The 25,951-nt window shown below is 55.8% G+C and carries 20 protein-coding genes, 1 rRNA gene and 1 riboswitch; of the genes, 14 read left to right on the forward strand and 7 right to left on the reverse strand.

Annotated elements, in window-relative coordinates:
* The first annotated feature begins 104 nt into the window (after positions 1 to 104).
* A 5S ribosomal RNA gene (rrf, locus tag ACW14G_RS05885) occupies positions 105 to 220 on the forward strand.
* A gap of 113 nt (positions 221 to 333) precedes the next feature.
* Here the strand turns inward: rrf and ACW14G_RS05890 are convergent.
* Complete coding sequence (locus tag ACW14G_RS05890) at positions 334 to 786, reverse strand: acetyltransferase (protein WP_249022477.1); 453 nt, start codon at positions 784 to 786, stop codon at positions 334 to 336.
* A 159-nt stretch (positions 787 to 945) separates the two neighbouring features.
* On the opposite strand from ACW14G_RS05890, the gene metA reads away from it, so the two are divergent.
* The 4 genes from metA (at position 946) to aceK (ending at position 6,971) form a co-directional block, all read left to right on the forward strand.
* Positions 946 to 1,875: a homoserine O-acetyltransferase MetA gene (metA, locus tag ACW14G_RS05895; protein ID WP_163447568.1), complete on the forward strand. Its 930-nt coding sequence runs from the start codon at positions 946 to 948 to the stop codon at positions 1,873 to 1,875.
* Positions 1,876 to 2,146: 271 nt separating this feature from the next.
* Positions 2,147 to 3,748 carry a malate synthase A gene (aceB, locus tag ACW14G_RS05900; protein WP_163447567.1) on the forward strand — a complete coding sequence of 534 codons (1,602 nt, stop codon included), beginning with the start codon at positions 2,147 to 2,149 and terminating at the stop codon, positions 3,746 to 3,748.
* 31 nt (positions 3,749 to 3,779) lie between these two features.
* Positions 3,780 to 5,084 carry an isocitrate lyase gene (gene aceA / locus ACW14G_RS05905; RefSeq protein WP_249022476.1) on the forward strand — a complete coding sequence of 435 codons (1,305 nt, stop codon included), beginning with the start codon at positions 3,780 to 3,782 and terminating at the stop codon, positions 5,082 to 5,084.
* A gap of 102 nt (positions 5,085 to 5,186) precedes the next feature.
* Complete coding sequence (gene aceK / locus ACW14G_RS05910) at positions 5,187 to 6,971, forward strand: bifunctional isocitrate dehydrogenase kinase/phosphatase (protein ID WP_167577134.1); 1,785 nt, start codon at positions 5,187 to 5,189, stop codon at positions 6,969 to 6,971.
* Positions 6,972 to 7,022: 51 nt separating this feature from the next.
* On the opposite strand, the gene iclR is transcribed toward aceK, so the two are convergent.
* Positions 7,023 to 7,850, reverse strand: coding sequence for a glyoxylate bypass operon transcriptional repressor IclR (gene iclR, locus ACW14G_RS05915; RefSeq protein ID WP_223803497.1), 828 nt, complete (start codon positions 7,848 to 7,850; stop codon positions 7,023 to 7,025).
* A gap of 198 nt (positions 7,851 to 8,048) precedes the next feature.
* Between iclR and metH the strand changes: the two genes are divergently transcribed.
* Complete coding sequence (gene metH / locus ACW14G_RS05920; protein ID WP_249022475.1) at positions 8,049 to 11,732, forward strand: methionine synthase; 3,684 nt, start codon at positions 8,049 to 8,051, stop codon at positions 11,730 to 11,732.
* A gap of 191 nt (positions 11,733 to 11,923) precedes the next feature.
* Entirely contained in the window at positions 11,924 to 13,555 is a 1,632-nt protein-coding gene (locus tag ACW14G_RS05925) for a Na/Pi cotransporter family protein (RefSeq protein ID WP_167577131.1), read from the forward strand.
* Positions 13,556 to 13,711: 156 nt separating this feature from the next.
* On the opposite strand, the gene pepE is transcribed toward ACW14G_RS05925, so the two are convergent.
* Positions 13,712 to 14,401 carry a dipeptidase PepE gene (gene pepE / locus ACW14G_RS05930; protein WP_249023383.1) on the reverse strand — a complete coding sequence of 230 codons (690 nt, stop codon included), beginning with the start codon at positions 14,399 to 14,401 and terminating at the stop codon, positions 13,712 to 13,714.
* 214 nt (positions 14,402 to 14,615) lie between these two features.
* Between pepE and ACW14G_RS05935 the strand changes: the two genes are divergently transcribed.
* The 3 genes from ACW14G_RS05935 to rluF all read left to right on the forward strand — a co-directional run bounded on the left by ACW14G_RS05935 (position 14,616) and on the right by rluF (position 16,279).
* Positions 14,616 to 14,975: a type II toxin-antitoxin system RelE/ParE family toxin gene (locus ACW14G_RS05935; protein ID WP_249022474.1), complete on the forward strand. Its 360-nt coding sequence runs from the start codon at positions 14,616 to 14,618 to the stop codon at positions 14,973 to 14,975.
* Positions 14,965 to 15,282 (forward strand): helix-turn-helix domain-containing protein, encoded by a 318-nt coding sequence (locus ACW14G_RS05940; RefSeq protein ID WP_163447561.1) that lies wholly within the window; start codon positions 14,965 to 14,967, stop codon positions 15,280 to 15,282. Before ACW14G_RS05935 ends, ACW14G_RS05940 begins: the two co-directional genes overlap by 11 nt.
* A gap of 124 nt (positions 15,283 to 15,406) precedes the next feature.
* A complete protein-coding gene (gene rluF, locus ACW14G_RS05945) occupies positions 15,407 to 16,279 on the forward strand; it encodes a 23S rRNA pseudouridine(2604) synthase RluF (protein ID WP_167577130.1) in 873 nt (290 codons plus the stop codon).
* On the opposite strand, the gene ACW14G_RS05950 is transcribed toward rluF, so the two are convergent.
* The 3 genes from ACW14G_RS05950 to rtcR all read right to left on the reverse strand — a co-directional run bounded on the left by ACW14G_RS05950 (position 16,276) and on the right by rtcR (position 19,308).
* The gene (locus ACW14G_RS05950; protein ID WP_064546605.1) at positions 16,276 to 16,548 is read right to left on the reverse strand and encodes a DUF3811 domain-containing protein; all 273 of its coding nucleotides are present in this window, start codon (positions 16,546 to 16,548) and stop codon (positions 16,276 to 16,278) included. The genes rluF and ACW14G_RS05950 overlap by 4 nt on opposite strands.
* Positions 16,549 to 16,689: 141 nt before the next feature.
* Positions 16,690 to 17,616 (reverse strand): ketopantoate/pantoate/pantothenate transporter PanS, encoded by a 927-nt coding sequence (gene panS, locus ACW14G_RS05955; protein ID WP_167577129.1) that lies wholly within the window; start codon positions 17,614 to 17,616, stop codon positions 16,690 to 16,692.
* Positions 17,617 to 17,727: 111 nt separating this feature from the next.
* Positions 17,728 to 19,308, reverse strand: coding sequence for an RNA repair transcriptional activator RtcR (gene rtcR, locus ACW14G_RS05960; protein WP_249022473.1), 1,581 nt, complete (start codon positions 19,306 to 19,308; stop codon positions 17,728 to 17,730).
* A 451-nt stretch (positions 19,309 to 19,759) separates the two neighbouring features.
* On the opposite strand from rtcR, the gene ACW14G_RS05965 reads away from it, so the two are divergent.
* Together ACW14G_RS05965 and ACW14G_RS05970 are read left to right on the forward strand one after the other, a co-directional pair.
* Entirely contained in the window at positions 19,760 to 20,887 is a 1,128-nt protein-coding gene (locus ACW14G_RS05965; protein WP_163447557.1) for a slipin family protein, read from the forward strand.
* Between the two features lie 8 nt (positions 20,888 to 20,895).
* On the forward strand, positions 20,896 to 21,681 hold the full coding sequence (locus ACW14G_RS05970; RefSeq protein ID WP_249023382.1) for a nucleotidyltransferase domain-containing protein: 786 nt from the start codon (positions 20,896 to 20,898) through the stop codon (positions 21,679 to 21,681).
* 86 nt (positions 21,682 to 21,767) lie between these two features.
* On the opposite strand, the gene lysC is transcribed toward ACW14G_RS05970, so the two are convergent.
* Positions 21,768 to 23,117, reverse strand: coding sequence for a lysine-sensitive aspartokinase 3 (lysC, locus tag ACW14G_RS05975; RefSeq protein ID WP_223803493.1), 1,350 nt, complete (start codon positions 23,115 to 23,117; stop codon positions 21,768 to 21,770).
* A gap of 115 nt (positions 23,118 to 23,232) precedes the next feature.
* Positions 23,233 to 23,430: riboswitch (Lysine riboswitch) on the reverse strand.
* A 244-nt stretch (positions 23,431 to 23,674) separates the two neighbouring features.
* Between lysC and pgi the strand changes: the two genes are divergently transcribed.
* The gene (pgi, locus tag ACW14G_RS05980; RefSeq protein ID WP_419057141.1) at positions 23,675 to 25,324 is read left to right on the forward strand and encodes a glucose-6-phosphate isomerase; all 1,650 of its coding nucleotides are present in this window, start codon (positions 23,675 to 23,677) and stop codon (positions 25,322 to 25,324) included.
* A 336-nt stretch (positions 25,325 to 25,660) separates the two neighbouring features.
* Positions 25,661 to 25,906 (forward strand): exopolysaccharide production protein YjbE, encoded by a 246-nt coding sequence (yjbE, locus tag ACW14G_RS05985; RefSeq protein WP_163447554.1) that lies wholly within the window; start codon positions 25,661 to 25,663, stop codon positions 25,904 to 25,906.
* The last annotated feature ends 45 nt before the right edge of the window (positions 25,907 to 25,951 follow it).

Here is a 25,951-nt window from a genome sequence, read left to right on the forward strand (position 1 = left end):
CTTAACCTTACAACGCCGAAGATGTTTTGGCGAAGAGACAGATTTTCAGCCTGATTACAGATTACATCGACATGCCCGGGAGGTGTGTTGATAAACAGAATTTGCCTGGCGGCTGTAGCGCGGTGGTCCCACCTGACCCCATGCCGAACTCAGAAGTGAAACGCCGTAGCGCCGATGGTAGTGTGGGGTCTCCCCATGCGAGAGTAGGGAACTGCCAGGCATCAAATAAGTGAAGAAGCCCATCCTGACGGATGGGCTTTTTTGCGTCTGTGCGAAATGAAAATGCAGTGAAATCCCGGGCGACAGCTGCTCTGGTCGCCCGGATGAGGCGTGTTACGCCGACTCCGCTGATGCACCACAATAACGTAAATGCAGCAGTGGATAAGGTCTCCCATGATCGTCCGTCTCTGACCGCCCGGTCACAACAAACCCCATCTTCTGGTAAAACCCTACCGCCTGATCATTCTGCTCGTTCACGTCGGTGGTCAGGTCGGGGATCAGCGATAACGCATGTTCAACCAGCTTTCGTCCCACCCCGGTACCCCGAGCATCCGGATCGACAAACAGTGCCTCCAGATGGTGCTCTGACAGCAGCATAAATGCTAAAGGCACATCATTTGCGTCTGTCGCCACCCAAAGCGGCGCTTCAGGTAAAAATGTCCGTACCTGTACCTCAATCTCCGCTCTATCCTGCGCGGACAAGAAATCATGCGTCGCATCCACCGAACGACACCATATTTCCACTAATCGTTCGCCTTCATGGCGCTGAGAACGTCGAATAATCACTTCATTTACTCCCTTTCGAATCGTTTCCGCATTCTACCGCAATCGTAATTGAAACTTTCTCACCTTTAACATGCAGACTCGACATTTCACTGAATTCTGGGTATCGTTAGGTGTCTGGATGTCTAAACGTTTATACGTATGCTGTGAGGTAATAAGGTTATGCCGATTCGGGTGCAGGACGAGCTACCAGCCGTCAAGTTCTTGCGTGATGAGAACGTCTTTGTGATGACCACGTCGCGTGCTACAGGTCAGGAAATTCGTCCTCTGAAGGTGCTGATCCTGAACCTGATGCCAAAGAAGATAGAGACAGAAAACCAGTTCTTACGTCTGCTGTCAAACTCTCCGCTACAGCTGGATATTCAGCTACTGCGTATTGATGCGCGTGAATCGCGTAATACGCCAACTGAGCATTTGAACAACTTTTACTGTAATTTCGACGACATTCGCGACCAGAACTTCGATGGTCTGATCGTCACCGGCGCACCGCTGGGCCTGGTCGAATTTAATGATGTTGCCTACTGGCCGCAGATTCAGCAGGTGCTGGAGTGGGCTAAAGATCACGTCACATCGACGCTGTTTGTCTGTTGGGCGGTACAAGCCGCGCTGAATATTCTGTACGGGATTCCTAAGCAAACCCGCGACGACAAGCTTTCCGGTGTCTATGAGCATCATATTCTGCATCCTCATGCCCTGCTAACCCGCGGTTTTGATGATTCTTTCCTGGCGCCCCATTCGCGCTACGCCGACTTCCCTGCGAAGCTGATTCGTGATTTTACCGACCTGGAAATCCTCGCGGAAACCGCTGACGGCGACGCCTATCTGTTTGCCAGCAAAGATAAACGCATTGCCTTCGTAACGGGCCATCCGGAATACGATGCTCATACTCTGGCGAGTGAATATTTCCGCGATGTGGATGCCGGCCTGAGTCCGGAAGTGCCCTATAACTACTTCCCCAAAGATGACCCGCAAAACAAACCGCGTGCCACCTGGCGTAGCCACGGTAACCTTCTGTTTGCGAACTGGCTCAACTACTACGTCTACCAGATCACGCCATACGATCTGCGGAATATGAATCCAACGTTGGATTGATCCGCTACTCTTCACGATCCTAAAGCGTTTCAGCATGCTCAATCAGGCACCTTCGGGTGCCTTTTTTGTTTCCGAAATACACCCCATACAACCATAAATTTTTAATTCTAATCTAATCAATGCCTTGTGATTATTTTAATTTAAAAATGGAAATTGTTTTTGTTTTTTTATTTTTATTGATTAGGCTTAAAAACGTTGAGCGAAAACTACACAACGATCGTCCGCTCACCTGACGGGGAAACTATTCGGATCACTCACGAGGAGCTGCACCATGACACAACAAGCCACAACAACCGATGAACTGGCTTTTCTGAAGCCTTATGGCGAGCAGGAACAGCAGGTTTTAACTGCGGAAGCGGTGGAATTTCTGACCGAACTCGTGACCCGATTTACGCCAAAACGCAATAAGCTGCTGGCAGCGCGCATTCAGCAGCAACAGGATATTGACGACGGCAAGCTGCCAGATTTTATTTCGGAAACCGATTCCATTCGTAATGGCAATTGGCAGATACGCGGCATTCCAGCCGATCTGCAGGACCGCCGCGTTGAAATTACCGGCCCCGTTGAACGCAAAATGGTGATCAACGCCCTGAACGCTAACGTCAAAGTGTTCATGGCCGATTTTGAAGACTCATTAGCGCCGGACTGGAACAAAGTGATCGAAGGGCAGATAAACCTGCGTGACGCGGTCAATGGCACCATCAGCTACACCAACGAAGCGGGAAAAATCTATCAGCTCAAGCCGAACCCCGCGGTGCTGGTCTGTCGCGTACGCGGCCTGCACCTGCCGGAAAAACACGTCACCTGGCGCGGTGAAGCCATTCCGGGCAGCCTGTTTGACTTTGCGCTGTACTTTTTCCACAACCACAAAGCGCTGTTAGCCAAAGGCAGCGGTCCCTATTTCTACCTGCCGAAAACCCAGGCGTGGCAGGAAGCGGCTTGGTGGAACGATGTGTTCTGCTATGCCGAAGATCGCTTCAACCTGCCGCGCGGGACTATCAAAGCCACGCTGCTGATTGAAACCCTGCCGGCCGTGTTCCAGATGGACGAAATTCTCCACGCCCTGCGCGACCATATTGTTGGCCTGAACTGTGGTCGTTGGGATTACATCTTCAGCTATATCAAAACGTTGAAGAACCACCCGGACCGCGTTTTGCCGGATCGTCAGGTCGTCACCATGGATAAACCGTTCCTCAGCGCCTATTCACGGCTGTTGATTAAAACCTGTCACAAACGCGGCGCGTTCGCGATGGGCGGCATGGCGGCGTTTATCCCGCACAAAGATGCCGAGCGCAACGCGCAGGTGCTGAATAAGGTGAAGGCGGATAAATCACTGGAAGCCAATAACGGCCATGACGGTACCTGGGTTGCCCATCCTGGTCTTGCTGATACTGCCATGGCGGTGTTTAACGAGGTGCTGGGCGATCGCCCGAACCAGCTTTCTGTTTCCCGCGCCACCGACGCGCCGATTACCGCCGAACAGCTGCTGGCACCGTGCGACGGTGAACGCACTGAAGAGGGGATGCGCGCCAATATTCGCGTGGCGGTCCAGTACATCGAGGCGTGGATCTCCGGCAACGGCTGCGTACCGATTTATGGCCTGATGGAAGATGCGGCCACCGCCGAAATCTCCCGTACCTCTATCTGGCAGTGGATCCATCACCAGAAAACCCTCAGCAACGGCAAACCGGTAACCAAGCCGCTGTTCCGCCAGATGCTGGCGGAAGAACTGCAGGTGATTAAAGGCGAGCTGGGCGAAGCCCGCTTCAACGGTGGCCGTTTTGACGATGCCGCGCGCCTGATGGAGCAAATCACCACTTCCGACGAACTGATCGACTTCCTGACCCTGCCGGGCTACCGCCTGCTGGCGTAATTCACCACATAACAATATGGAGCATCTGCACATGAAAACTCGTACTCAACAAATCGAAGCATTACAACAAGAATGGACGCAGCCACGTTGGGAAGGTATCAAGCGCCCGTACAGCGCGGAGGAAGTGGTGAAACTGCGCGGTTCGGTCAACCCGGAGTGTACGCTGGCGCAGTTGGGCGCGGCCAGAATGTGGCGCCTGCTGCACGGTGAAGCGAAAAAGGGCTACGTTAACAGCCTTGGCGCGCTGACCGGCGGCCAGGCGTTACAGCAGGCGAAGGCGGGCATTGAGGCGATTTACCTCTCTGGCTGGCAGGTCGCGGCGGATGCGAACCTGGCTTCAAGCATGTACCCGGATCAATCGCTCTATCCTGCGAACTCAGTGCCTGCGGTGGTCGATCGGATCAACAACACTTTCCGCCGTGCGGATCAGATCCAGTGGGCGAACGGTATCGAGCCAAACGATCCGCGCTACGTTGATTATTTCCTGCCGATCGTTGCCGATGCGGAAGCGGGTTTCGGCGGGGTGCTGAACGCCTTTGAACTGATGAAATCGATGATTGCGGCCGGTGCAGCGGCGGTACACTTTGAAGATCAGCTGGCGTCGGTGAAGAAATGCGGTCATATGGGCGGCAAAGTGCTGGTGCCCACGCAGGAAGCGGTTCAGAAACTGGTCGCCGCACGTCTGGCGGCCGACGTGATGGGCGTACCGACGCTGCTGATTGCGCGTACCGATGCCGATGCGGCGGATCTCATCACCTCCGACTGCGACCCGTACGATAGCGACTTCATTACCGGCGAGCGCACCAGTGAAGGTTTCTACCGTACTCGCGCAGGCATTGAGCAGGCGATTAGCCGCGGCCTGGCGTACGCACCGTACGCCGACCTGGTGTGGTGTGAAACCTCCACGCCGGACCTGGCGCTGGCAAAGCGCTTTGCCGATGCTATCCACGCGAAATACCCTGGCAAACTGCTGGCCTACAACTGCTCGCCGTCGTTCAACTGGCAGAAAAAGCTGGACGACAAAACCATCGCCAGCTTCCAGCAGCAGCTGTCTGACATGGGCTACAAATACCAGTTCATCACGCTGGCCGGTATCCACAGCATGTGGTTCAACATGTTCGACCTGGCGCACTCCTACGCGCAGGGCGAGGGGATGAAGCACTACGTTGAGAAGGTTCAGCAGGCCGAGTTCGCGGCGGCGAAAGATGGCTACACCTTCGTTTCTCACCAGCAAGAGGTGGGCACCGGCTACTTCGATAATGTCACCACCATTATCCAGGGCGGAACCTCCTCGGTGACCGCGCTGACCGGTTCGACCGAAGAATCGCAGTTTTGATTTATGCCCGGTGGCGCTGCGCTAACCGGGCCTACAACGCAATGTAGGCCGGATAAGCGAAGGCGCCATCCGGCATGACTCGGTGCCGGATGGGGATAAATAATGACGCGAGGCCTGGAATTACTGATTGCGCAGACCATTTTGCAGGGATTTGACGCCCAGTACGGACGTTTTCTGGAAGTGACTTCAGGCGCACAGCAGCGGTTTGAACAGGCCGACTGGCATGCCGTGCAGCAGGCGATGAAAAGCCGTATCCATCTGTACGACCATCACGTGGGGTTGGTGGTCGAACAGCTGCGCTGCATTACCGATGGCAAAAGTACTGACGCCGATTTTTTGCTGCGCGTAAAGGCGCAGTACACCCGTTTGTTGCCGGATTACCCTCGCTTCGAGATTGCGGAGAGCTTTTTTAATTCCGTCTATTGCCGGTTATTTGACCACCGCTCGCTGAGTCCCGAGCGGTTATTTATTTTCAGCTCGCAGCCCGAGCGTCGTTTTCGCGCGATTCCCCGACCGCTCGCGAAGGATTTTTTCCCGGACGCTGGCTGGGAAGCGGTGATTTTCAAAATGCTCAGCGATTTACCCCTGCGTCTGCCCTGGCAGAATAAGTTTCGCGACGTGGGCTATATCATGGCGCATCTGAGCGAAACGCTGGACGTCGAGACGCTACGTCAGTCGCACCTGCAAATCGCTAATGAGCTGTTTTATCGCAACAAAGCCGCATGGCTAATCGGCAAGCTCATCACGCCGACCGGCACGCTGCCGTTTCTCATACCCATTCACCGCACCGATGAAGGCGAGTTGTTCGTCGATACCTGCCTGACCACCACGGTTGAGGCCAGCATCGTCTTCGGTTTTGCCCGCTCCTACTTTATGGTGTACGCGCCGCTGCCTGCGGCTCTGGTGGAATGGCTGCGCGAAATTTTGCCGGGCAAAACCACCGCCGAGCTCTATATGGCGATTGGCTGTCAGAAGCACGCCAAAACCGAAAGCTATCGTGAATACCTGAACTACATCGCTAACGCCAATGAACAATTTATTGAAGCGCCGGGCATTCGCGGCATGGTGATGCTGGTGTTTACGCTGCCGGGCTTCGACCGGGTCTTTAAAGTCATAAAAGACAAGTTTGCCCCGCAAAAAGAGATGTCCGCCGCGCACGTCCGGGCCTGCTACCAGTTGGTGAAGGAACATGACCGTGTCGGGCGGATGGCTGATACTCAGGAGTTTGAAAATTTCGTGCTGGAAAAACGGCAGATAGATCCGGCGCTGATGGCGCTTTTGTTGCAGGAAGCGCCGGAAAAGATCGTCGACATGGGCGATAAAATTGCCATTAGCCATCTGTATATTGAACGGCGGATGGTGCCGCTCAATCTCTGGCTGGAACAGGTAGAAGGGCAACAGCTACGCGACGCGATTGAAGAATACGGCAACGCTATCCGCCAGCTTGCTGCCGCCAATATCTTCCCTGGCGACATGCTGTTTAAGAATTTCGGCGTCACCCGGCACGGACGCGTGGTGTTCTACGATTATGACGAGATTTGTTATATGACGGAGGTAAACTTCCGCGATATACCGCCGCCGCGCTATCCGGAGGACGAGCTGGCGAGCGAGCCCTGGTACAGCGTGTCGCCGGGCGATGTGTTCCCGGAAGAGTTTCGCCACTGGCTGTGCGCCGACCCGCGCATCGGGCCGCTGTTTGAAGAGATGCACGCCGACCTGTTTAGCGCCGACTACTGGCGTGGCCTACAGACGCGCATTAAAAATGGGCACGTGGAGGATGTTTATGCCTACCGACGTCGCCAGCGGTTCAGCGTGCGCTATGAAACCGACCGTAGGCCGGATAAGGCGCTTTCGCCGCCATCCGGCGAGGTGCGCCGATCTGCCTGATGGCGCTACGCTTATCAGGCCTACCGAGGATGCCCCAACGGGGCATTTTGTTTATCGAATCCCGCCGTAGGCCAGCGTCACCTCTTTCGCCGCTTTAATCACCATCGCGCCAAACTCGGTCACGCGGTCATCGGTAATGCGGGAAATCGGCCCGGAAATCGATATAGCGGCAAACGGCTCGCGGTGCTCATCATAAATGCATGACGCCACGCAGCGCAGGCCCAGCGCATGCTCTTCATCGTCAAACGAATAGCCGCGCTTGCGCGTCTGGGCCAAATCGTCTTTCAGATGCAGCGGCGACACCAGCGTCGCATGCGTATAAGCGTGCAGCCCTTTGCGGTGCAGCAGACTGGTGACTTCTTCTTCACTCAACTGGGATAAAAACGCTTTGCCGGCGCCGGAGGCGTGCATTGGCAGCTTGCCGCCGATCGGCGCGGACATGCGCATCAGCTGCGTACACTGCACCTGGTCGATAATAATCGCCTGATGATCGCTTTTATCGAGCACCGCAAGGTTGACCGTCTCACCAGAGTCTTCCATCAGTTGGCGCAGAATCGGGTGCACAATCGCCAGCAGATTACGGCTTTGCAGGAAGCTGCTGCCGACGATAAACGCATGCGCGCCCACCGCCCAATGGCCGAGTTCGCCAACCTGACGCACGAAGCCCAACTGCTGCATGGTGGTGAGTAAACGGTGCGTGGTGGAGTTAGGAAGGCCAGCCTGCTGCGCCAGCTCGGTGAGCGCCACGCTGCTGTGTGATTCGGCGATCCACTCTAACAGTTTGAGGCCGCGGGTGAGCGACTGCACCTGGCCCGTTGCGGCGGCGGCAGTTGCCGGGGCGGGTTTTCTACCGCGTTTTGCAGGAACGTTGGCGACCATCGCGACTCCTTTCTGTATCGTGGAAATTATTTTCGTTTTTATTGATTATAATACAACCGTTCGTCTTACTGCTCCGATGAGTCATGCTGAACATGTCTCATGTAGACCGTTGTTCTCTTTTCCGCCACCCCGCTTTATGCCAGTATGGTCTATTGCCTATTTGGGTCTGGATTTCGTAGAGCGGTGTCGGGAGTGCCTGTGAGCAGCAAAGTGGAGCAACTGCGTGCGCAGTTAAATGAACGTATTCTGGTTCTGGATGGGGGCATGGGCACCATGATCCAGGGCTATCGTCTGAGCGAGCAGGACTTCCGCGGCGAACGCTTCGCCGACTGGCCTTGCGACCTGAAGGGAAACAACGACCTGCTGGTGCTCAGCAAGCCGGAGGTGATCGCGGCTATCCATCACGCCTACTTCGAGGCGGGGGCGGATATCATCGAAACCAACACCTTCAACTCCACCACTATCGCCATGGCCGATTACCAGATGGAATCGCTGTCGGCGGAAATCAACTTTGCGGCGGCGAAGCTGGCGCGCGCGGCGGCCGATGAATGGACGGCGCGTACGCCGAACAAACCGCGCTACGTCGCGGGCGTGCTCGGCCCAACCAACCGTACGGCGTCTATCTCGCCCGACGTCAATGACCCGGCGTATCGCAACATTACTTTTGATCAGCTGGTGGCCGCCTATCGCGAATCCACCAAAGCGCTGGTGGAAGGTGGCAGCGACCTGATCCTGATTGAAACCGTCTTCGACACCCTCAACGCCAAAGCGGCGGTGTTTGCGGTGAAAGAAGAGTTTGAAGCGCTGGGCGTTGATCTGCCGATCATGATTTCCGGCACCATTACCGACGCTTCTGGCCGTACGCTCTCCGGCCAAACCACGGAAGCGTTCTACAACTCCCTGCGTCACGCCGATGCCCTGACTTTTGGCCTCAACTGCGCCCTGGGCCCGGACGAGCTGCGCCAGTACGTGCAGGAGCTGTCGCGCATTGCCGAATGCTACGTCACCGCGCACCCGAACGCCGGCCTGCCGAATGCCTTTGGTGAATACGATCTCGATGCCGACACCATGGCAATGCAAATCCGCGAATGGGCCGAAGCGGGCTTCCTCAACGTGGTTGGCGGTTGCTGTGGCACTACGCCGGAACATATTGCGGCGATGAGCCGGGCGGTTGATGGCTTGCCACCGCGTAAGCTGCCAGAGATTGCGGTCTCCTGCCGTCTGTCCGGCCTGGAGCCGCTGAATATTGGCGACGACAGCCTGTTTGTTAACGTCGGCGAACGTACCAACGTCACCGGTTCGGCGAAGTTTAAGCGCCTGATCAAAGAAGAGAAATACAGCGAAGCGCTGGATGTCGCCCGTCAGCAGGTGGAAAGCGGCGCGCAGATTATCGATATCAACATGGATGAGGGGATGCTCGACGCTGAAGCGGCGATGGTGCGCTTCCTCAACCTGATTGCCGGCGAGCCGGATATCGCCCGCGTGCCGATTATGATCGACTCCTCCAAATGGGAAGTTATCGAAAAAGGGCTGAAGTGCATTCAGGGTAAAGGCATCGTGAACTCCATCTCAATGAAAGAGGGCGTAGAGCCGTTTATTGAGCATGCGAAAAAAGTCCGCCGCTACGGCGCAGCCGTGGTGGTGATGGCTTTTGACGAAGTGGGCCAGGCCGACACCCGCGAACGCAAAATTGAGATTTGCCGTCGCGCCTACAAGATTTTGACTGAAGAGGTGGGCTTCCCGCCGGAAGACATCATCTTCGACCCGAATATCTTTGCCGTCGCCACCGGTATTGAAGAGCACAACAACTACGCGCAGGACTTTATCGGCGCCTGTGAGGACATCAAACGCGAGCTGCCGCACGCGCTGATTTCCGGCGGCGTGTCTAACGTTTCCTTCTCGTTCCGCGGCAACGACCCGGTACGTGAAGCTATCCACGCGGTATTCCTCTACTACGCCATTCGCAACGGCATGGACATGGGCATCGTCAACGCCGGACAGCTGGCTATCTACGACGACCTTCCCGCCGAACTGCGCGATGCGGTTGAAGACGTGATCCTCAACCGCCGTGAAGACGGCACCGAACGTCTGCTGGAGCTGGCCGAGAAATACCGCGGCAGCAAAACCGACGAAGCTGCCAACGCCCAGCAGGCGGAATGGCGTAGCTGGGACGTGAAAAAGCGTCTCGAATACTCGCTGGTAAAAGGCATTACCGAATTTATCGAACTCGACACCGAAGAGGCGCGCCAGCAGGCTGAACGCCCGATTGAAGTGATCGAAGGGCCGCTGATGGACGGCATGAACGTGGTCGGCGACCTGTTTGGCGAGGGCAAAATGTTCCTGCCGCAGGTGGTGAAATCGGCCCGCGTAATGAAGCAGGCGGTGGCCTACCTCGAACCGTACATTGAGGCCAGCAAAGAGAAAGGTTCCAGCAACGGCAAGATGGTTATCGCCACGGTGAAGGGTGACGTGCACGATATCGGTAAAAATATCGTCGGCGTGGTGCTGCAGTGCAACAACTACGAAATCATCGATCTCGGCGTGATGGTGCCAGCGGATAAAATCCTCAAAACGGCGAAAGAGGTGAACGCGGATCTGATCGGTCTCTCTGGCCTGATTACGCCGTCGCTGGATGAAATGGTCAACGTGGCAAAAGAGATGGAGCGTCAGGGCTTCACCATCCCACTGCTCATTGGCGGCGCGACAACGTCGAAAGCGCACACCGCGGTGAAAATTGAGCAGAACTACAGCGGCCCGACGGTTTACGTGCAGAACGCTTCGCGTACCGTCGGCGTGGTAGCGGCGCTGCTCTCCGACACTCAGCGCGACGATTTTGTTGCCCGTACGCGCAAAGAATACGAAACCGTACGTATCCAGCACGGGCGTAAGAAACCGCGTACCCCGCCGGTCACGTTAGCCGCGGCGCGGGAAAACGATCTCGCGTTTGACTGGGAAAGTTACACCCCGCCGGTCGCACATCGTTTAGGCGTGCAGGAAGTCGAGGCCAGCATCGAAACGCTGCGCAACTATATCGACTGGACGCCGTTCTTTATGACCTGGTCGCTGGCCGGGAAGTATCCGCGCATTCTTGAAGATGAAGTGGTGGGGGAAGAGGCGAAGCGCCTGTTCAAAGACGCCAATGAGATGCTGGACCAGTTGAGCGCCGAGAAATCCCTCAACCCACGCGGCGTCGTTGGCCTGTTCCCGGCTAACCGCGTCGGCGATGACGTGGAAATCTATCGCGATGAAACGCGCACGCAGGTGCTGACCGTGAGCCGTCATCTACGCCAGCAGACCGAGAAAGTGGGTTTTGCCAACTACTGTCTGTCGGACTTCGTGGCGCCGAAAACCTCCGGCAAAGCGGACTATATCGGTGCCTTCGCCGTCACCGGCGGGCTGGAAGAAGATGCGCTGGCCGAGGCGTTTGAAGCGCAGCACGATGATTACAACAAGATCATGGTGAAGGCGATTGCCGACCGCCTGGCGGAAGCCTTTGCCGAGTACCTGCACGAGCGCGTGCGTAAGGTTTACTGGGGCTATGCGCCGAACGAAAACCTGAGCAACGAAGAGCTGATTCGCGAAAACTACCAGGGCATTCGCCCGGCGCCGGGCTACCCGGCCTGTCCGGAGCACACCGAAAAAGGCACCATCTGGGAACTGCTGGACGTGGAAGCCCACACCGGCATGAAGCTGACGGAATCCTTCGCCATGTGGCCCGGTGCATCGGTTTCCGGCTGGTATTTCAGCCACCCGGATAGCAAGTACTATGCGGTCGCGCAGATTCAACGCGATCAGGTTGAGGACTACGCGCAGCGTAAAGGGATGAGCGTAGCGGAAGTGGAGCGCTGGCTGGCACCAAACCTGGGTTACGATGCCGACTGATTCACAGAATCGTCATCTTTCCTTACAACTAACAGGGCGCTCTATGAGCGCCCTGTCTCTTTATTGCGCGTAAACCCTTATACTGGAAGAAGGTTCGCGAGCGCGGTTTGCCTGTTAAGCGCAGCGCCATCTGGCATGATGTCAGTCTAACGAACCTCAGGAACCTATAACGATAAGGAGAAGCTGATTCCGTGTTAACTCTGCTACACCTGCTTTCCGCCGTCGCGCTGTTGGTGTGGGGTACCCATATTGTGCGCACCGGCGTGATGCGTGTATTTGGCGCGCGTCTGCGTACCGTGCTCAGCCGCAGCGTGGAGAAAAAGCCGCTCGCCTTCTGTGCGGGTATCGGCGTTACCGCGCTGGTACAAAGCAGCAATGCCACCACTATGCTGGTGACATCCTTTGTTGCCCAGGATCTTGTGGCCCTGACGCCCGCGCTGGTGATCGTGCTTGGCGCCGACGTGGGGACCGCGCTAATGGCGCGTATCCTGACCTTCGATCTCTCGTGGCTGTCGCCGCTGCTGATTTTTATCGGCGTCACCTTCTTCCTGGGCCGCAAGCAAACCCGCGAAGGGCAGTTGGGCCGCGTGGGTATCGGTCTGGGGCTGATTCTGCTGGCGCTGGAGCTGATTGTGCAGGCGGTCACGCCAATCACTCAGGCCAACGGCGTGCAGGTCATTTTTGCTTCGCTGACCGGTGATATTCTGCTGGATGCGCTGATTGGCGCCGTGTTCGCCATCATCAGCTACTCGAGCCTGGCCGCCGTGCTGCTGACCGCCACGCTGACCACCGCCGGGGTCATCTCCTTCCCGGTGGCGCTGTGTCTGGTGATTGGCGCCAACCTGGGTTCGGGCCTGTTGGCCATGCTCAACAACAGCGCCGCTAACGCCGCCGCCCGCCGTGTGGCGCTGGGTAGCCTGCTGTTTAAGCTGGTGGGTAGCCTGATTATTCTGCCGTTCGTCCACGTGCTGGCGACCACGATGCAGAAGCTGCCGCTGGCGGAATCCGAACTGGTTATCTACTTCCACGTTTTCTACAACCTGATCCGCTGTGTGGCGATGGTGCCGTTTGCCGAGCCCATGGCGCGTTTCTGTAAACGCCTGATCCGCGATGAGCCAGAGCTGGAAGCGCACCTGAAGCCCAAACATCTGGATGTTACCGCACTTGATACCCCCACGCTGGCGTTGGCTAACGCCGCACGTGAGACGCTGCGCATTGGTGATGCCACCGAGCAGATGCTGGACGGGCTAAAGAAGGTGATGCACGGCGAACCGCGCGAAGAGAAAAACCTGCGCAAACAGGCGGATGATATCAACGTGCTCTACACCGCCATCAAGCTCTACCTGGCGCGAATGCCGAAAGACGAGCTGGCGGAAGAGGAGTCCCGGCGCTGGGCGGAGATTATCGAGATGTCGCTCAACCTTGAACAGGCCTCCGATATCATTGAACGGATGGGCAGCGAGATTGCCGACAAATCGCTGGCCGCGCGCCGCGCCTTCTCGGTTGAGGGGCTGAAAGAGCTGGAAGCGCTCTATGAACTGCTGCTGAGCAACCTTCAGTTGGCGATGTCGGTGTTCTTCTCCGGCGATGTCACCAGCGCCCGCCGTCTGCGTCGCAGTAAACACCGTTTCCGTATTCTGAACCGCCGCTACGCGCACGCGCACGTCGATCGTCTGCATCAGCAGAACGTACAAAGTATTGAAACCAGCACCCTGCATCTGGCGCTGCTGGGGGATATGCAGCGTTTGAACTCGCTGTTCTGTTCGGTGGCTTACAGCGTGCTGGAGCAGCCGGATGAAGACGATGAGCGCGACGATTACTAGCGTAAACCCGGCCTCGGCTGGGCGACCTTGTAGGCCGGATAAGGCGTTCACGCCGCCATCCGGCAATGTGCGCCGAATAGCCTGATGGCGCTGCGCTTATCAGGCCTATGGTTTGTAGCCCGGGCGAGGCGTTTACGCCGACCCCGGGTTTATGGCTCAGAAGCGGTGCCCTTCCTCCAGCGCTACGGCTTCCTCACCCGCTTTAAATACGTAGGTCGTGCGCGGCCCGCCAAGCGTCGCCTCGCCGTTAGCCACCTCAATCCAGTTGCCTTCCGGCAGACCAATCACCGTTAACTCCGGCGCGACAACCAACAGCTCGCGAATACGCTGTTCGCGGGTTTCGCCTTTATGCCCTTCGGGCAACGCATTGGTAAAGTGCGGGTTAATCTGTAGCGGGAACAGACCGAGCGCGTCAAAGCCCTGCGGGTCGACAATGGGCATATCGTTGGTGGTGCGAATGGTCGGACAGGCGAGGTTAGCGCCCGCGCTCCAGCCGATATACAGCGCCTCGCGTTTGACCACGTCGACAATCGGAGCCAGTAGCCCGCGCTGACGGCTCTCTTTGAGCAACTGGAAGGTGTTGCCGCCGCCGACAATGACCAGTTCGGCGTTTTCAATCGCTGAAACCGGATCGGCCACGGTATGAATGCCGGTGACCGATACGCCCAACGGCGCCATCACGGCCGCGGTTTTAGCGGTGTATTCATCCCAGGTTTGCGTCACGCCAGCAAACGGAATAAACACCGCGCGACGGCGGCCATTGAGCCGCGCCTCAATCAGCGGCAGCGCGTGTTCCAGCCAGGCTTTGCCCGGCAGCGTTGAGTTACTCAGCAGAAGCAGTTCCATCATTTCTCCCATTCATTAGAAAATTATCAATCGACGCAGGATGTTACCATCCTGAGCCCGATCGCTTACTGATGCAGTTCACGATGTTGCAGTAGATAGTCTGGAAGACGCCTCGCAGATTGTCATTGTGACCCATGCCGTACCTGGATCGTTGATTTATTCTCCTGCTAAACAATGGCTATTTATACCTATATGGATATAATCAGGAGGCGGGATGGCAAAACCGCTTTATTGGGTTGGGCAGTCCAGAAAGGATCTGCGAATGATGCCCGAACATGTACAGGATACGTTCGGTTTTGCGTTATGGCTTGCTCAGCAGGGGAAACAACATCCCCAAAGTAAACCTCTGAAAGGGTTTGGTAGCGCAGGCGTGATCGAGGTTGTCGAGGATTTTCACGGTAATACCTGGCGCGCGGTTTACACCATAAAATTCAGAGGAGCGGTATACGTACTGCACGCTTTCCAGAAAAAGTCTTCGTCGGGTAAAGCAACGCCCAAGCCTGACATCGATCTTATTTACCAACGGCTAAAGGCCGCTCAGCGACACGCGCAGGAGAGTTTTAATGGCACATGAAGTCAAAATGAGTCGCGGCAATATCTATGCCGATCTCGGCGCAGATGATGCCGATGAGATGTTGCTGAAGGCACAGCTTGCGTTAGCTATCAGCGAGATCCTACAAAGTAAAAAACTGACCCAGCAGCAGGCGGCGAAAATACTCGGTATGACGCAGCCTAAGCTTTCTAATCTGCTGCGTGGTCAATTTCGTGGGATCAGCGAAGCAAAAATGCTCGAATGCCTGGTAAAACTCGGACGTGATGTCGAGATCGTGGTGGGGAAAAACAGCGTTGAGCATGGATCGCTGAAAGTCAGCTTTAGCTAAGCCCCTGGCATCTGCTCTGGCAAACGCCGCTGGTCCACTGGGGGCGCGATATCCCAACGATTTGCAGTGAGCTATTTTTTCTCACCCGCAAGGTGAGGTATATTTCGCTGCCAAAGGAGAACTTATGCTGACAGACTCATCAACCCGATTAAATAAATATATCAGCGAAAGCGGTATCTGCTCGCGCCGCGAGGCGGATCGCTTTATTGAACAAGGCAACGTCTTTATCAACGGTAAGCGTGCCACGATAGGCGATCAGGTGAAGCCGGGCGACGTTGTGAAAGTCAACGGTCGGTTGATTGAGCCGCGTGAAGCGGATGATTTAGTGCTGATTGCGCTGAATAAGCCTGTCGGTATCGTCAGCACCACCGAAGACGGCGAGCGTGACAACATCGTCGACTTCGTCAACCACAGCAAACGCGTGTTCCCGATTGGCCGTCTGGATAAAGACTCCCAGGGGCTGATTTTCCTCACCAACCATGGCGACCTGGTCAATAAGATCTTGCGTGCTGGCAACGACCACGAAAAAGAGTATCTGGTGACGGTCGATAAGCCCGTCACCGATGATTTTATTCGCGGCATGGGTGCGGGCGTACCGATTCTTGGCACCGTGACGAAGAAATGTAAGGTGAAGAAAGAGGCGCCGTTTGTCTTCCGCATCACCCTGGTGCAGGGGCTGAACCGGCAGATTCGCCGCATGTGCGAACACTTTGGTTATGAAGTCACTAAGCTTGAGCGTACGCGCATTATGAACGTTAGCCTGACGGGGATTCCGTTGGGCGAGTGGCGTGACCTGACGGACGATGAGCTTATCGATCTCTTTAAACTGATTGAAAACTCTTCTTCCGAAGCCAAACCAAAAGCGAAAGCTAAACCGAAAACGGCGGGTATTAAGCGCCCGGTGGTGAAGATGGAAAAAACCAGCGATAAGCCAGCTCGCCCGGCGGGTAATGGTAAACGCTTCACCGCGCCGGGACGTAAAAAGAAAGGGCGTTAACGTCTGCCGCGCGTCGGCGTATTCGCCGACCAGGAGAACGAACTTTCGGAATCCGGTTTATAAGCCTGCTGTTTCTTCAACTGGCGGGCTTTTTTTGCATCTGCTTCACGCTGCACCATCAGCTTATCGATGTACTCCTTTTTCACGCTGTTGGTCTCTGCGTTGGTCAGCGGACGACCATGCGCAATGCGCGCGCGGTCGAGCAGCGTTTTCAGCTCGCGCTGTTCGCGCTCGGTCATCTCTTTTTGCGTAATGCGGGGGAGTGCCATAGGGGTGCCCTCTGTCGGATGGTGCAACCAGTGTACGGCAAAGGGCGAAGGCTGTGTAGGCCGGATAAGGCGTTTACGCCGCCATCCGGCAATGCGCTTGCAGTGTGCCCGATGGCGCTACGCTTATCGGACCTACAGCGGTTATTGTTGCTTTTTCTTCTCGATAGGCTTCCCGGACCAGTATCCCGCCAGCAGCGAACCCGACAGGTTATGCCACACCGAGAACAACGCGCCAGGCAGCGCCGCCAGCGGCCCGAAGTAAATTTTACCCAGCGCGGCGGCCAGCCCGGAGTTTTGCATCCCGACTTCAATCGCCAGCGTGCGGCAGGTGGACTCATCGAAGCCAAACAGTTTCCCGCCCCAGTAGCCGCCGAGCAGGCCAATGGTGTTGTGCAGAATCACCGCGATAATCACCACGAAACCAACCGAGGCAATATGCGAGGCGGAACCGGCAACGACCGCGCTGATGATGGCCAGAATACAGACCATTGAGAAGGCGGGGAGATAGGGCTCTACCGCTTTCACCACGCGCGGGAACAGGTGATGAATCACCAGACCGAGCGCAATTGGAATCACCACAATTTGCAGAATGCTCAGCAGCATACCCATGACATCGACCTGAATATGGGCATCCACATACAGCCGGGTCAGCAGCGGCGTGGCGACCACGCCAACCAGCGTGGAGACCGACGAGATGGTGACGGACAGCGCCACGTCACCCTTCGCCAGATAGATCATCACGTTAGACGCCGTTCCGCTGGCGACGCTGCCGACCAGCACCATCCCGGCAGACAGCTCCGGCGGCATATGAAAAATCAGCGCCAGCAGCCATGCGGCGAGCGGCATCACCAGATAGTGCAGGAAGATCCCAGCCGCCACCGGCGCGGGGCGTGACAGTACGCGCTTAAAATCGTCGACCTTAAGATGCACGCCCATGCCGAACATAATCAGCATCAGCAGCGACGGCACCAGCGGGCCAATCGGCGTAAAGGTGGTTGGCGTGAAGTAGGCAATAACAGAGAGCAGCAGCGCCCATAACGGGAACAGCCGGGTGATAGCGGCGAGCATATTGTATTCCTTGCGAACTAGTCGTGTTGTGTTGTTATAAAAAAGCCGGGTTCGAGCCCGGCTATAGTTATTATTTATCGTGTGTTCGAATTTTATTCAAACAAATTATGTTCATGTTCCAGAATGCAGGCTTTCCCAACTCAGCCCAAAACGCGCCAGATATTTGCGTAAGCGGTCAGCGTCATTCGGATTGGTTTTTTTCTGCCGGGAGACGGCAAACAGCTCGCGACCCGCTTCGGATAACGATGCGCTACGGCGACATACGTCGAGCACAGTTTCTAACTGGCGTCGGTCAAACAGGTCAATTTCTCTTTCCAGCGCTGGGGACGATACCGCTATCTGCCAGCTCTCCCGCAAGAGCAAGATCTCTTCTTCAACTAGCGCTAGCGTGATGCGCCCCTGCTCGGCTAGTGTGGCCATGCGCGCGATGGAGGAGCTGAGCTCACGGAAGTTGCCGCGCCACTGCGCCTGAGCTGAACAGGCGAAGGCCAGATAGCGCTCGCGGGCCTCTTTATCAAAGCGAATTTGCGTCTGTTTGAGGCTGGAGAAGCGCTGTAGTTCGTACTCAATATTGGGGGCAATATCTTCCCGCCGCTCTGCCAGGCCGGGCAGGGTAAAGCGCCACATATTGATACGTGCGTAGAGATCTTCCCGGAAACGGCCTTCTGCCACCCATTGCTGCATATCGCGATGTGTACCGGCGATCAGCTGGAAATCGCTGTGAACCTCTTTATCGCTGCCAAAGGGGAAAAAGGTTTTTTCCTCAATGGCTTTCAGCAGCATTGCCTGTTCATCCAGCCCCAATTCGGCGATCTCATCCAGAAATAACACGCCGCCATCGGCTTCACGTAATAGCCCGCTGCGTGGGGTTAGCGCCCCGGTAAACGCCCCTTTGACGTGCCCGAATAACGTCGACATCGCATTGTCTCCGCGGAGGGTGGCGCAGTTGACCGCCACTAGTTTTCCCGCGACGAGATGGCGCGATTGACGTAGCTGGAATATCCGTTTTGCGAGGAAAGATTTCCCCGCCCCGGTGGGGCCGGTCAGCAGAATCGGATCGGTGGAGCGAAGCGCCACCCGTTCGATGCGGTCGATGAGTTTATTGAAGGTCGCGTTGCGGGTATCAATCCCGTCTTTCAGAAAAGAGATCGACTGCGCTTGTTCACGCTGGAAGCGGCTGGTCAGGGTGGAATAGCGGCTTAAATCCAGATCGATAACCGAACAGACTCCTGCGGCGACGGCCTCATCGGATGAACCACTCGGTGCCGGGCTGGATTGCAACAAGCAGGCCGGAAGATAGCGAGCCTCCGTGAGCAGGAACCAGCAAATCTGCGCCACGTGGGTACCGGTAGTGATATGCACCAGGTACTCTTCGTTTTCGGTATCAAACTTATAGCGAGTTGCGAAGTCGAGGAATGCGGCGTAAACCTCTTCAAAATCCCATGGATCGTTAATCGTCACGGCGTGAGGCCGTACGTGGGTATGAGGAGATAGCAAGGCAACATCTTCCATCAGCCTTTGCGCCATGGTCTCATCGCGCGGTTGATAGAGTAGCTCCAGCCGGTCGATGGGGAAATCCGGCTGTTGGCAGATCCCGACCGTGGGGCGCCATTTTTTGAACCGATTTGCCCGTTTACCGCGCTTATCCAGCACCGTTCCCAGCACGCCAATGACTACCCGCCGTTTTTTCATGATTTATCCAAAAGAATAAGCTTCGATATCTAAAGATAAAAAACCAGCGTAAGTCTGGCAATCACCAATACAGGTAATAAAAATAAAATGATTGTTAATCAAATGGTTAGAAAATAATTTCGTTAATGTCTCTTTCTGGCACGCTTCTGGCAATACCTGATATGTCAACAACGCTGAAAACGCAGGGGGTTAAGCCTCGCCGGCGCTTCGGAAACGGCAGTGGCTGTATTTCCGACGCGTTCCGTCAGCCGAAGACACACAGTGGGTTCGATTCCCAATTTCATCCTCCAAATGAAAACTGGTTGTTAATCATAGGTATAAATCGAGGTGGTATGTCGTTCGTCCACCTCAAAACAGGCTGCCGGTAATGATGCCGTGCGACAGGCAAAAAGGAATTCCCCTGCCGCTTCGCCCCAGCACCCGCGCCTGACTCACAGTAAGGAAGAAAAGCATGATGAAGAAAATAACCATCCGTAAAGGACAGCTCGGCCTGGTATCCCATAACGGCGATTACCAGCGGGTGCTGGAAGCTGGTGAGCACCGTTTACCGTGGTTTAACACGCCCGATGTGCTAGTGGTGAACACCGATGGCAGTGAAGTACCGGAGGCACTGGCGACCTATTTACGCCGATTCCAGCCTGAGTGGGTAGCCCATTACTGCCTGGCGGTAGATTTAAACGACACAGAAGCCGGTGCGTTGTATATCAACGATATCTTGCACGAGATATTGCCGCCCGCTACGCGTCGGCTTTACTGGCGTGCCGATGAGGCATTAGCGCTGGTTCGTCTGGATACACGTCAGGTGCAGGTGCCAACGGAGATTATGAATGCGGTATTGCAACCTCGCCGAAGCGGTACGGTAAAAGGGCGCGAAGCGATATTAACGGTTCAGGTTCCGGCATGGCATGTGGGGGTCCTCAAAATTGACGGCGAGACGCAGGCGCTGCTGCCGCCGGGTCTGACGGCATACTGGAAGGTGAACCATCTGATTGACGCGGAAACGGTCGATACTCGCTTGCAGGCACTGGAAGTGAGTGGGCAGGAGATTCTGACCAAAGATAAGGTCAACCTGCGCCTTAATCTGGCGGCAAACTGGCGGTATCACGATGTGCTGCAGGCGTTTGGGCAACTGACTAAACCGGTAGAGCACTTGTACCGCGAACTACAGTTTGCGCTGCGTGAAGCGGTTGGTACCCGAACGCTGGATGCGCTGCTGGAAGATAAGCAGGTTATTGATGATGTGGTGAGTGCGCAGGTGAAAAAACGCGTCGCGCCGTTTGGTATTGAGGTGGCGTCGCTGGGCGTGAAGGATATCGTACTGCCTGGCGATATGAAGACCATTTTATCGCAGTTGGTTGAAGCCGAAAAATCGGCGCAGGCCAACGTGATACGTCGACGCGAAGAGACGGCCGCCACACGCTCGTTGCTGAACACGGCGAAGGTGATGGAAAACAACCCGGTTGCGCTACGTTTAAAAGAGCTGGAAACCCTCGAAAGAGTGGCGGAGCGCATTGATAAAATCTCGGTATTCGGTGGTCTTGACCAGGTTCTCCATGGCCTTGTGAACATAAAAGGATAATAACAATGATGCGAGAAAATGGCGTTGATGCGACGATGCGCGAGCGCGTGTTGCAGCAGCTAAAAGCGGTGGAGCAGCGCGACAATGTCAGGGTGCTGTACGCGTGTGAATCCGGGAGCCGCGGGTGGGGATTTGCCTCGCCAGACAGCGATTATGACGTTCGATTTTTGTACGTCCATCCGCCTGAATGGTACCTGCGCGTTGAGGCTCCACGGGATGTTATTGAGCTGCCCATCGATGATGAACTGGATGTCTGCGGCTGGGAGTGGCGTAAAGCGCTGGGCTTACTCAAAGGAGCTAACCCAACGCTGATCGAGTGGCTGGACTCTCCGATCGTCTACCAGCAGGATGAGGCAACGATTGATGCGTTAAAAGCGCTGGTACCAAAATGGTTCTCTCCGCTGCGAGCACGTTGGCACTACTATTCGATGGCGCGAAAGAACTTCCGTGGCTATCTGCAGGGCGGAGAAGTCAGGCTAAAAAAATACTTCTACGTACTGCGTCCGTTGCTGGCCGTGCGTTGGGTTGAAGCGGGGAAGGGGGTTCCGCCAATGCGTTTTGCAGATTTGCTGGCGGGAAGCGAGCTGGATGCGTCGCTGCGCCAGGAGATAGATGAACTGCTTGAGCGTAAACAGCGTGCGGGTGAAGCGATGTATGGTCCGCGTCGACCGCTGCTACATGCGTTTATCCTGGCTGAACTGGCGCGCGGTGAAACGCCGCCGGCGCTGCCTGATAGCCGTGAAGGTGATATCAGCGAGTTAGATCAATTGCTGATGACTACGGTGATGCGATGAGTGGGATACAGCCCGATGGCGCAACGCGATCGGGCGGGTATCAACAACGGTAAGCCGGACTGGCTCTTTGCTATCCGGCTCTTTTGTTATTCAAACAAATTATGGTGAAGTTTCTGCACCACCTGTTCCGCTTCGGCGCCCGGCACCAGGAAACACAGGTTATGGCTGGAAGCGCCATAGCAGATCATGCGGATGTTGAACGGCTCCAGCACGCCAAACACCTCTTTACCCACGCCGCAGGCTTTCGACAGGTCGTTACCAATCAGCGCGATCAGCGCCAGATTTTCTTCTACCTCGACGCGGCACAGCGCCGACAGCTCCATCAGCAGTGACTGAGTCAGAAGCGTGTCGCCGGTTGAGGTGGAACCCGTGGTATCGAGCGTCAGCGCGACGCTGACTTCCGAGGTGGTGATCAGGTCCACCGAAATATTATGGCGCGCCAGGATGCCGAATACCTCAGCGAGGAAACCGCGTGAGTGCAGCATGTTCAGGCTGTGCAGAGTCAGCAGCGTCTGCTTGCGACGCAGCGCCAGCGCGCGGAACAGCGGTGGATTAGCGGTTTCGTTGCACACCAATGTGCCACCTGCTTTCGGGTCTTTGCTTGAGCCGACAAACACCGGGATATCACTGCGCACGGCGGGCAGCAGCGTGGCCGGGTGCAGCACCTTCGCGCCGAAGGTCGCCAGCTCGGCGGCCTCTTCAAAAGCGATTTCATCAATACGTTTGGCAGCCGGTACCACGCGCGGGTCGGTGGTGTAGATGCCGGGGACGTCGGTCCAGATATCCACGCGAGTCGCGTGCAGCGCTTCGCCGAGCAGTGCAGCGGTGTAGTCGCTGCCGCCGCGGCCAAGCGTAGTGGTACGGCCCTTGCTCTCGCTGCCGATAAAGCCTTGGGTAATCACCAGTCCTTCGCTCAGACGCGGTGCCAGCTGCTGGGTCGCCAGTTCTGAAAGCGCGGCAACGTCCGGCTCGGCGCGGCCAAAGCGGTCGCTGGTGCGCATGACTTTACGCACGTCAAACCACTGTGCGGCAACCTGACGTTCACGCAGAATTTCAACGAATAAAAGGGTCGACATCAACTCGCCGTGGCTGACCAGCTCGTCAGTTAGCGCGGTTGAGGTTTCTGCCGAGGCGGCTTCCGCCAGTGCGGCGAGATTTTCCAGCAGACGTTCAATTTCGTCGCGGATCACGGCCGGATTGGCCAGACGTTCCAGTACGGCGTTCTGAATGGCGCGGATAGCGTCCAGCTTCGCCTGACGTTCCGCGGGCTCCAGCCCTTCGGCCAGCGCCACCAGTAGGTTGGTAATGCCCGCCGAGGCAGACAGCACCACGAGACGCACGTTAGCGTCGGAGAGCACCACGTCGGCGCTGCGATTCATAGCGTCAAAATCGGCTACACTGGTTCCGCCAAATTTGGCGACTACTAATGCTGTCATAAATAACCTCGTGTCAGGGGAGGCCGGGTTGATATAAACCGGACCAAATTATTCAGCCTTGGCACAAGGGAAGAGCGGAAGACGGGTGGGCGCAGAGCACTAGACGACTACGATATCACCCAGAAGTGCTCCACCACTTGTGAAACGCGCGACTGCGAACGTTTCTGGTGACAACCCAGGGGATTCAGCCCCTGTAGCCGATGAGGAACGCAACCTGTTGTTCACTCATCTCGGCGTTGCTCCCCCTCAGGTGTTTTCACAGGATGGGTTCCTCCAACACCGTTTACCTGGGCAACGCGCCTCTTCTGGCCTGCGCACGCGCAGGTAGTACATTTATAAATAAAGGGTTAGCAGGTCGCTTGTCAACGCCGGGGTTATGCGGATTTTTCATGCAGGCAGGCGCCCCAGAAATGGGGCTTATAAAGGCTATACTTTTGTCTGTTTTGTGTACGATTTGGTCCCCCAGAGGGGGGATAACATTAAAACCATCACAATTTTTTGTGGCAGGCGCTACAATCGAGGACAGTTTCGATTCTTAAATCAGAAGGGTATTGCTAATGAAAAACATCAACCCAACGCAGACCGCTGCGTGGCAGGCACTACAGAAACACTTCGATGAAATGAAGGACGTTACCATTGCGGAACTGTTCGCCAAAGATGGCGACCGTTTTAGCAAGTTTTCCGCAACCTTCGACGATCAGATGCTGGTGGACTTCTCCAAAAACCGCATCACCGAGGAAACGCTGGCGAAGCTGCTGGATCTGGCAAAAGAGACCGATCTGAGCGGCGCGATTAAGTCCATGTTCTCCGGCGAAAAGATCAACCGCACCGAAGACCGTGCCGTGCTGCACGTGGCGCTGCGTAATCGTAGCAATACCCCGATTATCGTTGACGGCAAAGACGTGATGCCGGAAGTGAACGCGGTGCTGGAGAAGATGAAGACGTTCTCCGAAGCCATCATCTCTGGTCAGTGGAAAGGCTACACCGGTAAATCTATTACCGACGTGGTGAACATCGGTATCGGCGGCTCCGACCTTGGCCCGTTCATGGTGACTGAAGCGCTGCGCCCGTACAAAAATCACCTCAACATGCATTTCGTGTCCAACGTTGACGGCACCCACATTGCTGAAGTCCTGAAAACGCTGAACCCAGAAACCACTTTGTTCCTGGTGGCGTCTAAGACCTTCACAACTCAGGAAACCATGACCAACGCCCACAGCGCGCGCGACTGGTTCCTGGCGAGCGCAGGCGACCAGAAACACGTGGCTAAACACTTTGCGGCGCTGTCCACCAATGGTAAAGCGGTGGGTGAGTTTGGTATCGATACCGCGAACATGTTCGAGTTCTGGGACTGGGTCGGCGGCCGTTACTCTCTGTGGTCGGCGATCGGTCTGTCGATTATCCTGTCTGTCGGCTTCGACAACTTCGTGCAGCTGCTGTCCGGCGCGCACGCGATGGATCAGCACTTCTCCACCACCCCGGCGGAGAAAAACCTGCCGGTACTGCTGGCGCTGGTTGGCATCTGGTACAACAATTTCTTCGGCACCGAAACTGAAGCGATTCTGCCGTACGACCAGTATATGCACCGCTTCGCGGCGTACTTCCAGCAGGGCAACATGGAGTCTAACGGTAAGTACGTCGACCGTAACGGCAACAAGGTTGAACACCAGACCGGCCCAATCATCTGGGGCGAACCGGGTACCAACGGCCAGCACGCGTTCTATCAGCTGATTCACCAGGGCACCAAAATCGTACCGTGCGATTTCATCGCTCCGGCCATCAGCCACAACCCGCTGTCCGACCACCATCCGAAGCTGCTGTCTAACTTCTTCGCCCAGACTGAAGCGCTGGCGTTCGGTAAATCCCGCGAAGTGGTTGAGCAGGAATACCGCGATCAGGGTAAAGATCCGGCAACCCTGGACTACGTGGTGCCGTTCAAAGTGTTCGAAGGCAACCGTCCGACCAACTCCATCCTGCTGCGCGAAATCACCCCGTACAGCCTGGGGGCGCTGATTGCCATGTATGAACACAAAATCTTCACCCAGGGCGCAATCCTCAACATCTTCACCTTCGACCAGTGGGGCGTTGAGCTGGGCAAACAGCTGGCTAACCGCATCCTGCCGGAGCTGAACGATGATAGCGCGATCGACAGCCACGACAGCTCGACCAATGGCCTGATCAACCGCTATAAATCCTGGCGCGCGTAAGGTTATATATTCTCAATGCCGGCATCCTGCCGGCATTTTTTTGTCAGATAATTCTGTATATCCTGAAATTCCGCATTATATTTATATTGAGCATAATCCTAAATATCCCATTAACTTACCTTTCCTTTCGGATTTTCCGTATATTGCTATTTTTCAAATGTCATTTAATTTGCTGTTTTATATGGTAATTATTATTTGTTAATTCCTGTTTTCTTATTATCTGAAAAACCTTTCTCTTATTTCCGGCGTGCGAATTCCGTTCATTTGGTTGTGTATACTCGATGACGCCTGAATTATTTCAGGTATATCTCCATTCATCTAATGAAGGGAATACGTATGAAGAAAATCCTCTATGGCATTTTTGCCATTTCGGCGTTTGCTGCGGCAAGCGTCAGCGCGGCGCCGGTTGAAACCGGCGAAGCGGCTGGCGTAGCGGCAACGTCTGTGTCTGCCGGGAGTTCAACCGCCACCAGCGCCAGCACCGTAGGTTCTGCGGTCGGTATGGCGCTGGCAGCGGCTGGCGGTGACGGTTCCAATACCGGAACCACGACCACAACCAGCACGACCACCAGTACCCAGTAACACATGGTACTTTAATGCTAACCACACTTCGGTGTGGTTATTTTG

The sequence above is a fragment of the Kluyvera sp. genome, assembly GCF_965301105.1.

What these genes read in the sequence shown, in the direction of transcription:
- metA (WP_163447568.1), top strand. Translation starts at nt 946, where the DNA reads ATGCCGATTCGGGTGCAGGACGAGCTACCAGCCGTCAAGTTCTTGCGT.
- aceB (WP_163447567.1), top strand. Translation starts at nt 2,147, where the DNA reads ATGACACAACAAGCCACAACAACCGATGAACTGGCTTTTCTGAAGCCT.
- aceA (WP_249022476.1), top strand. Translation starts at nt 3,780, where the DNA reads ATGAAAACTCGTACTCAACAAATCGAAGCATTACAACAAGAATGGACG.
- aceK (WP_167577134.1), top strand. Translation starts at nt 5,187, where the DNA reads ATGACGCGAGGCCTGGAATTACTGATTGCGCAGACCATTTTGCAGGGA.
- iclR (WP_223803497.1), bottom strand. Translation starts at nt 7,850, where the DNA reads ATGGTCGCCAACGTTCCTGCAAAACGCGGTAGAAAACCCGCCCCGGCA.
- pepE (WP_249023383.1), bottom strand. Translation starts at nt 14,401, where the DNA reads ATGGAACTGCTTCTGCTGAGTAACTCAACGCTGCCGGGCAAAGCCTGG.
- ACW14G_RS05935 (WP_249022474.1), top strand. Translation starts at nt 14,616, where the DNA reads ATGGCAAAACCGCTTTATTGGGTTGGGCAGTCCAGAAAGGATCTGCGA.
- ACW14G_RS05940 (WP_163447561.1), top strand. Translation starts at nt 14,965, where the DNA reads ATGGCACATGAAGTCAAAATGAGTCGCGGCAATATCTATGCCGATCTC.
- rluF (WP_167577130.1), top strand. Translation starts at nt 15,407, where the DNA reads ATGCTGACAGACTCATCAACCCGATTAAATAAATATATCAGCGAAAGC.
- ACW14G_RS05950 (WP_064546605.1), bottom strand. Translation starts at nt 16,548, where the DNA reads ATGGCACTCCCCCGCATTACGCAAAAAGAGATGACCGAGCGCGAACAG.
- panS (WP_167577129.1), bottom strand. Translation starts at nt 17,616, where the DNA reads ATGCTCGCCGCTATCACCCGGCTGTTCCCGTTATGGGCGCTGCTGCTC.
- rtcR (WP_249022473.1), bottom strand. Translation starts at nt 19,308, where the DNA reads ATGAAAAAACGGCGGGTAGTCATTGGCGTGCTGGGAACGGTGCTGGAT.
- ACW14G_RS05965 (WP_163447557.1), top strand. Translation starts at nt 19,760, where the DNA reads ATGATGAAGAAAATAACCATCCGTAAAGGACAGCTCGGCCTGGTATCC.
- ACW14G_RS05970 (WP_249023382.1), top strand. Translation starts at nt 20,896, where the DNA reads ATGCGAGAAAATGGCGTTGATGCGACGATGCGCGAGCGCGTGTTGCAG.
- lysC (WP_223803493.1), bottom strand. Translation starts at nt 23,117, where the DNA reads ATGACAGCATTAGTAGTCGCCAAATTTGGCGGAACCAGTGTAGCCGAT.
- pgi (WP_419057141.1), top strand. Translation starts at nt 23,675, where the DNA reads ATGAAAAACATCAACCCAACGCAGACCGCTGCGTGGCAGGCACTACAG.
- yjbE (WP_163447554.1), top strand. Translation starts at nt 25,661, where the DNA reads ATGAAGAAAATCCTCTATGGCATTTTTGCCATTTCGGCGTTTGCTGCG.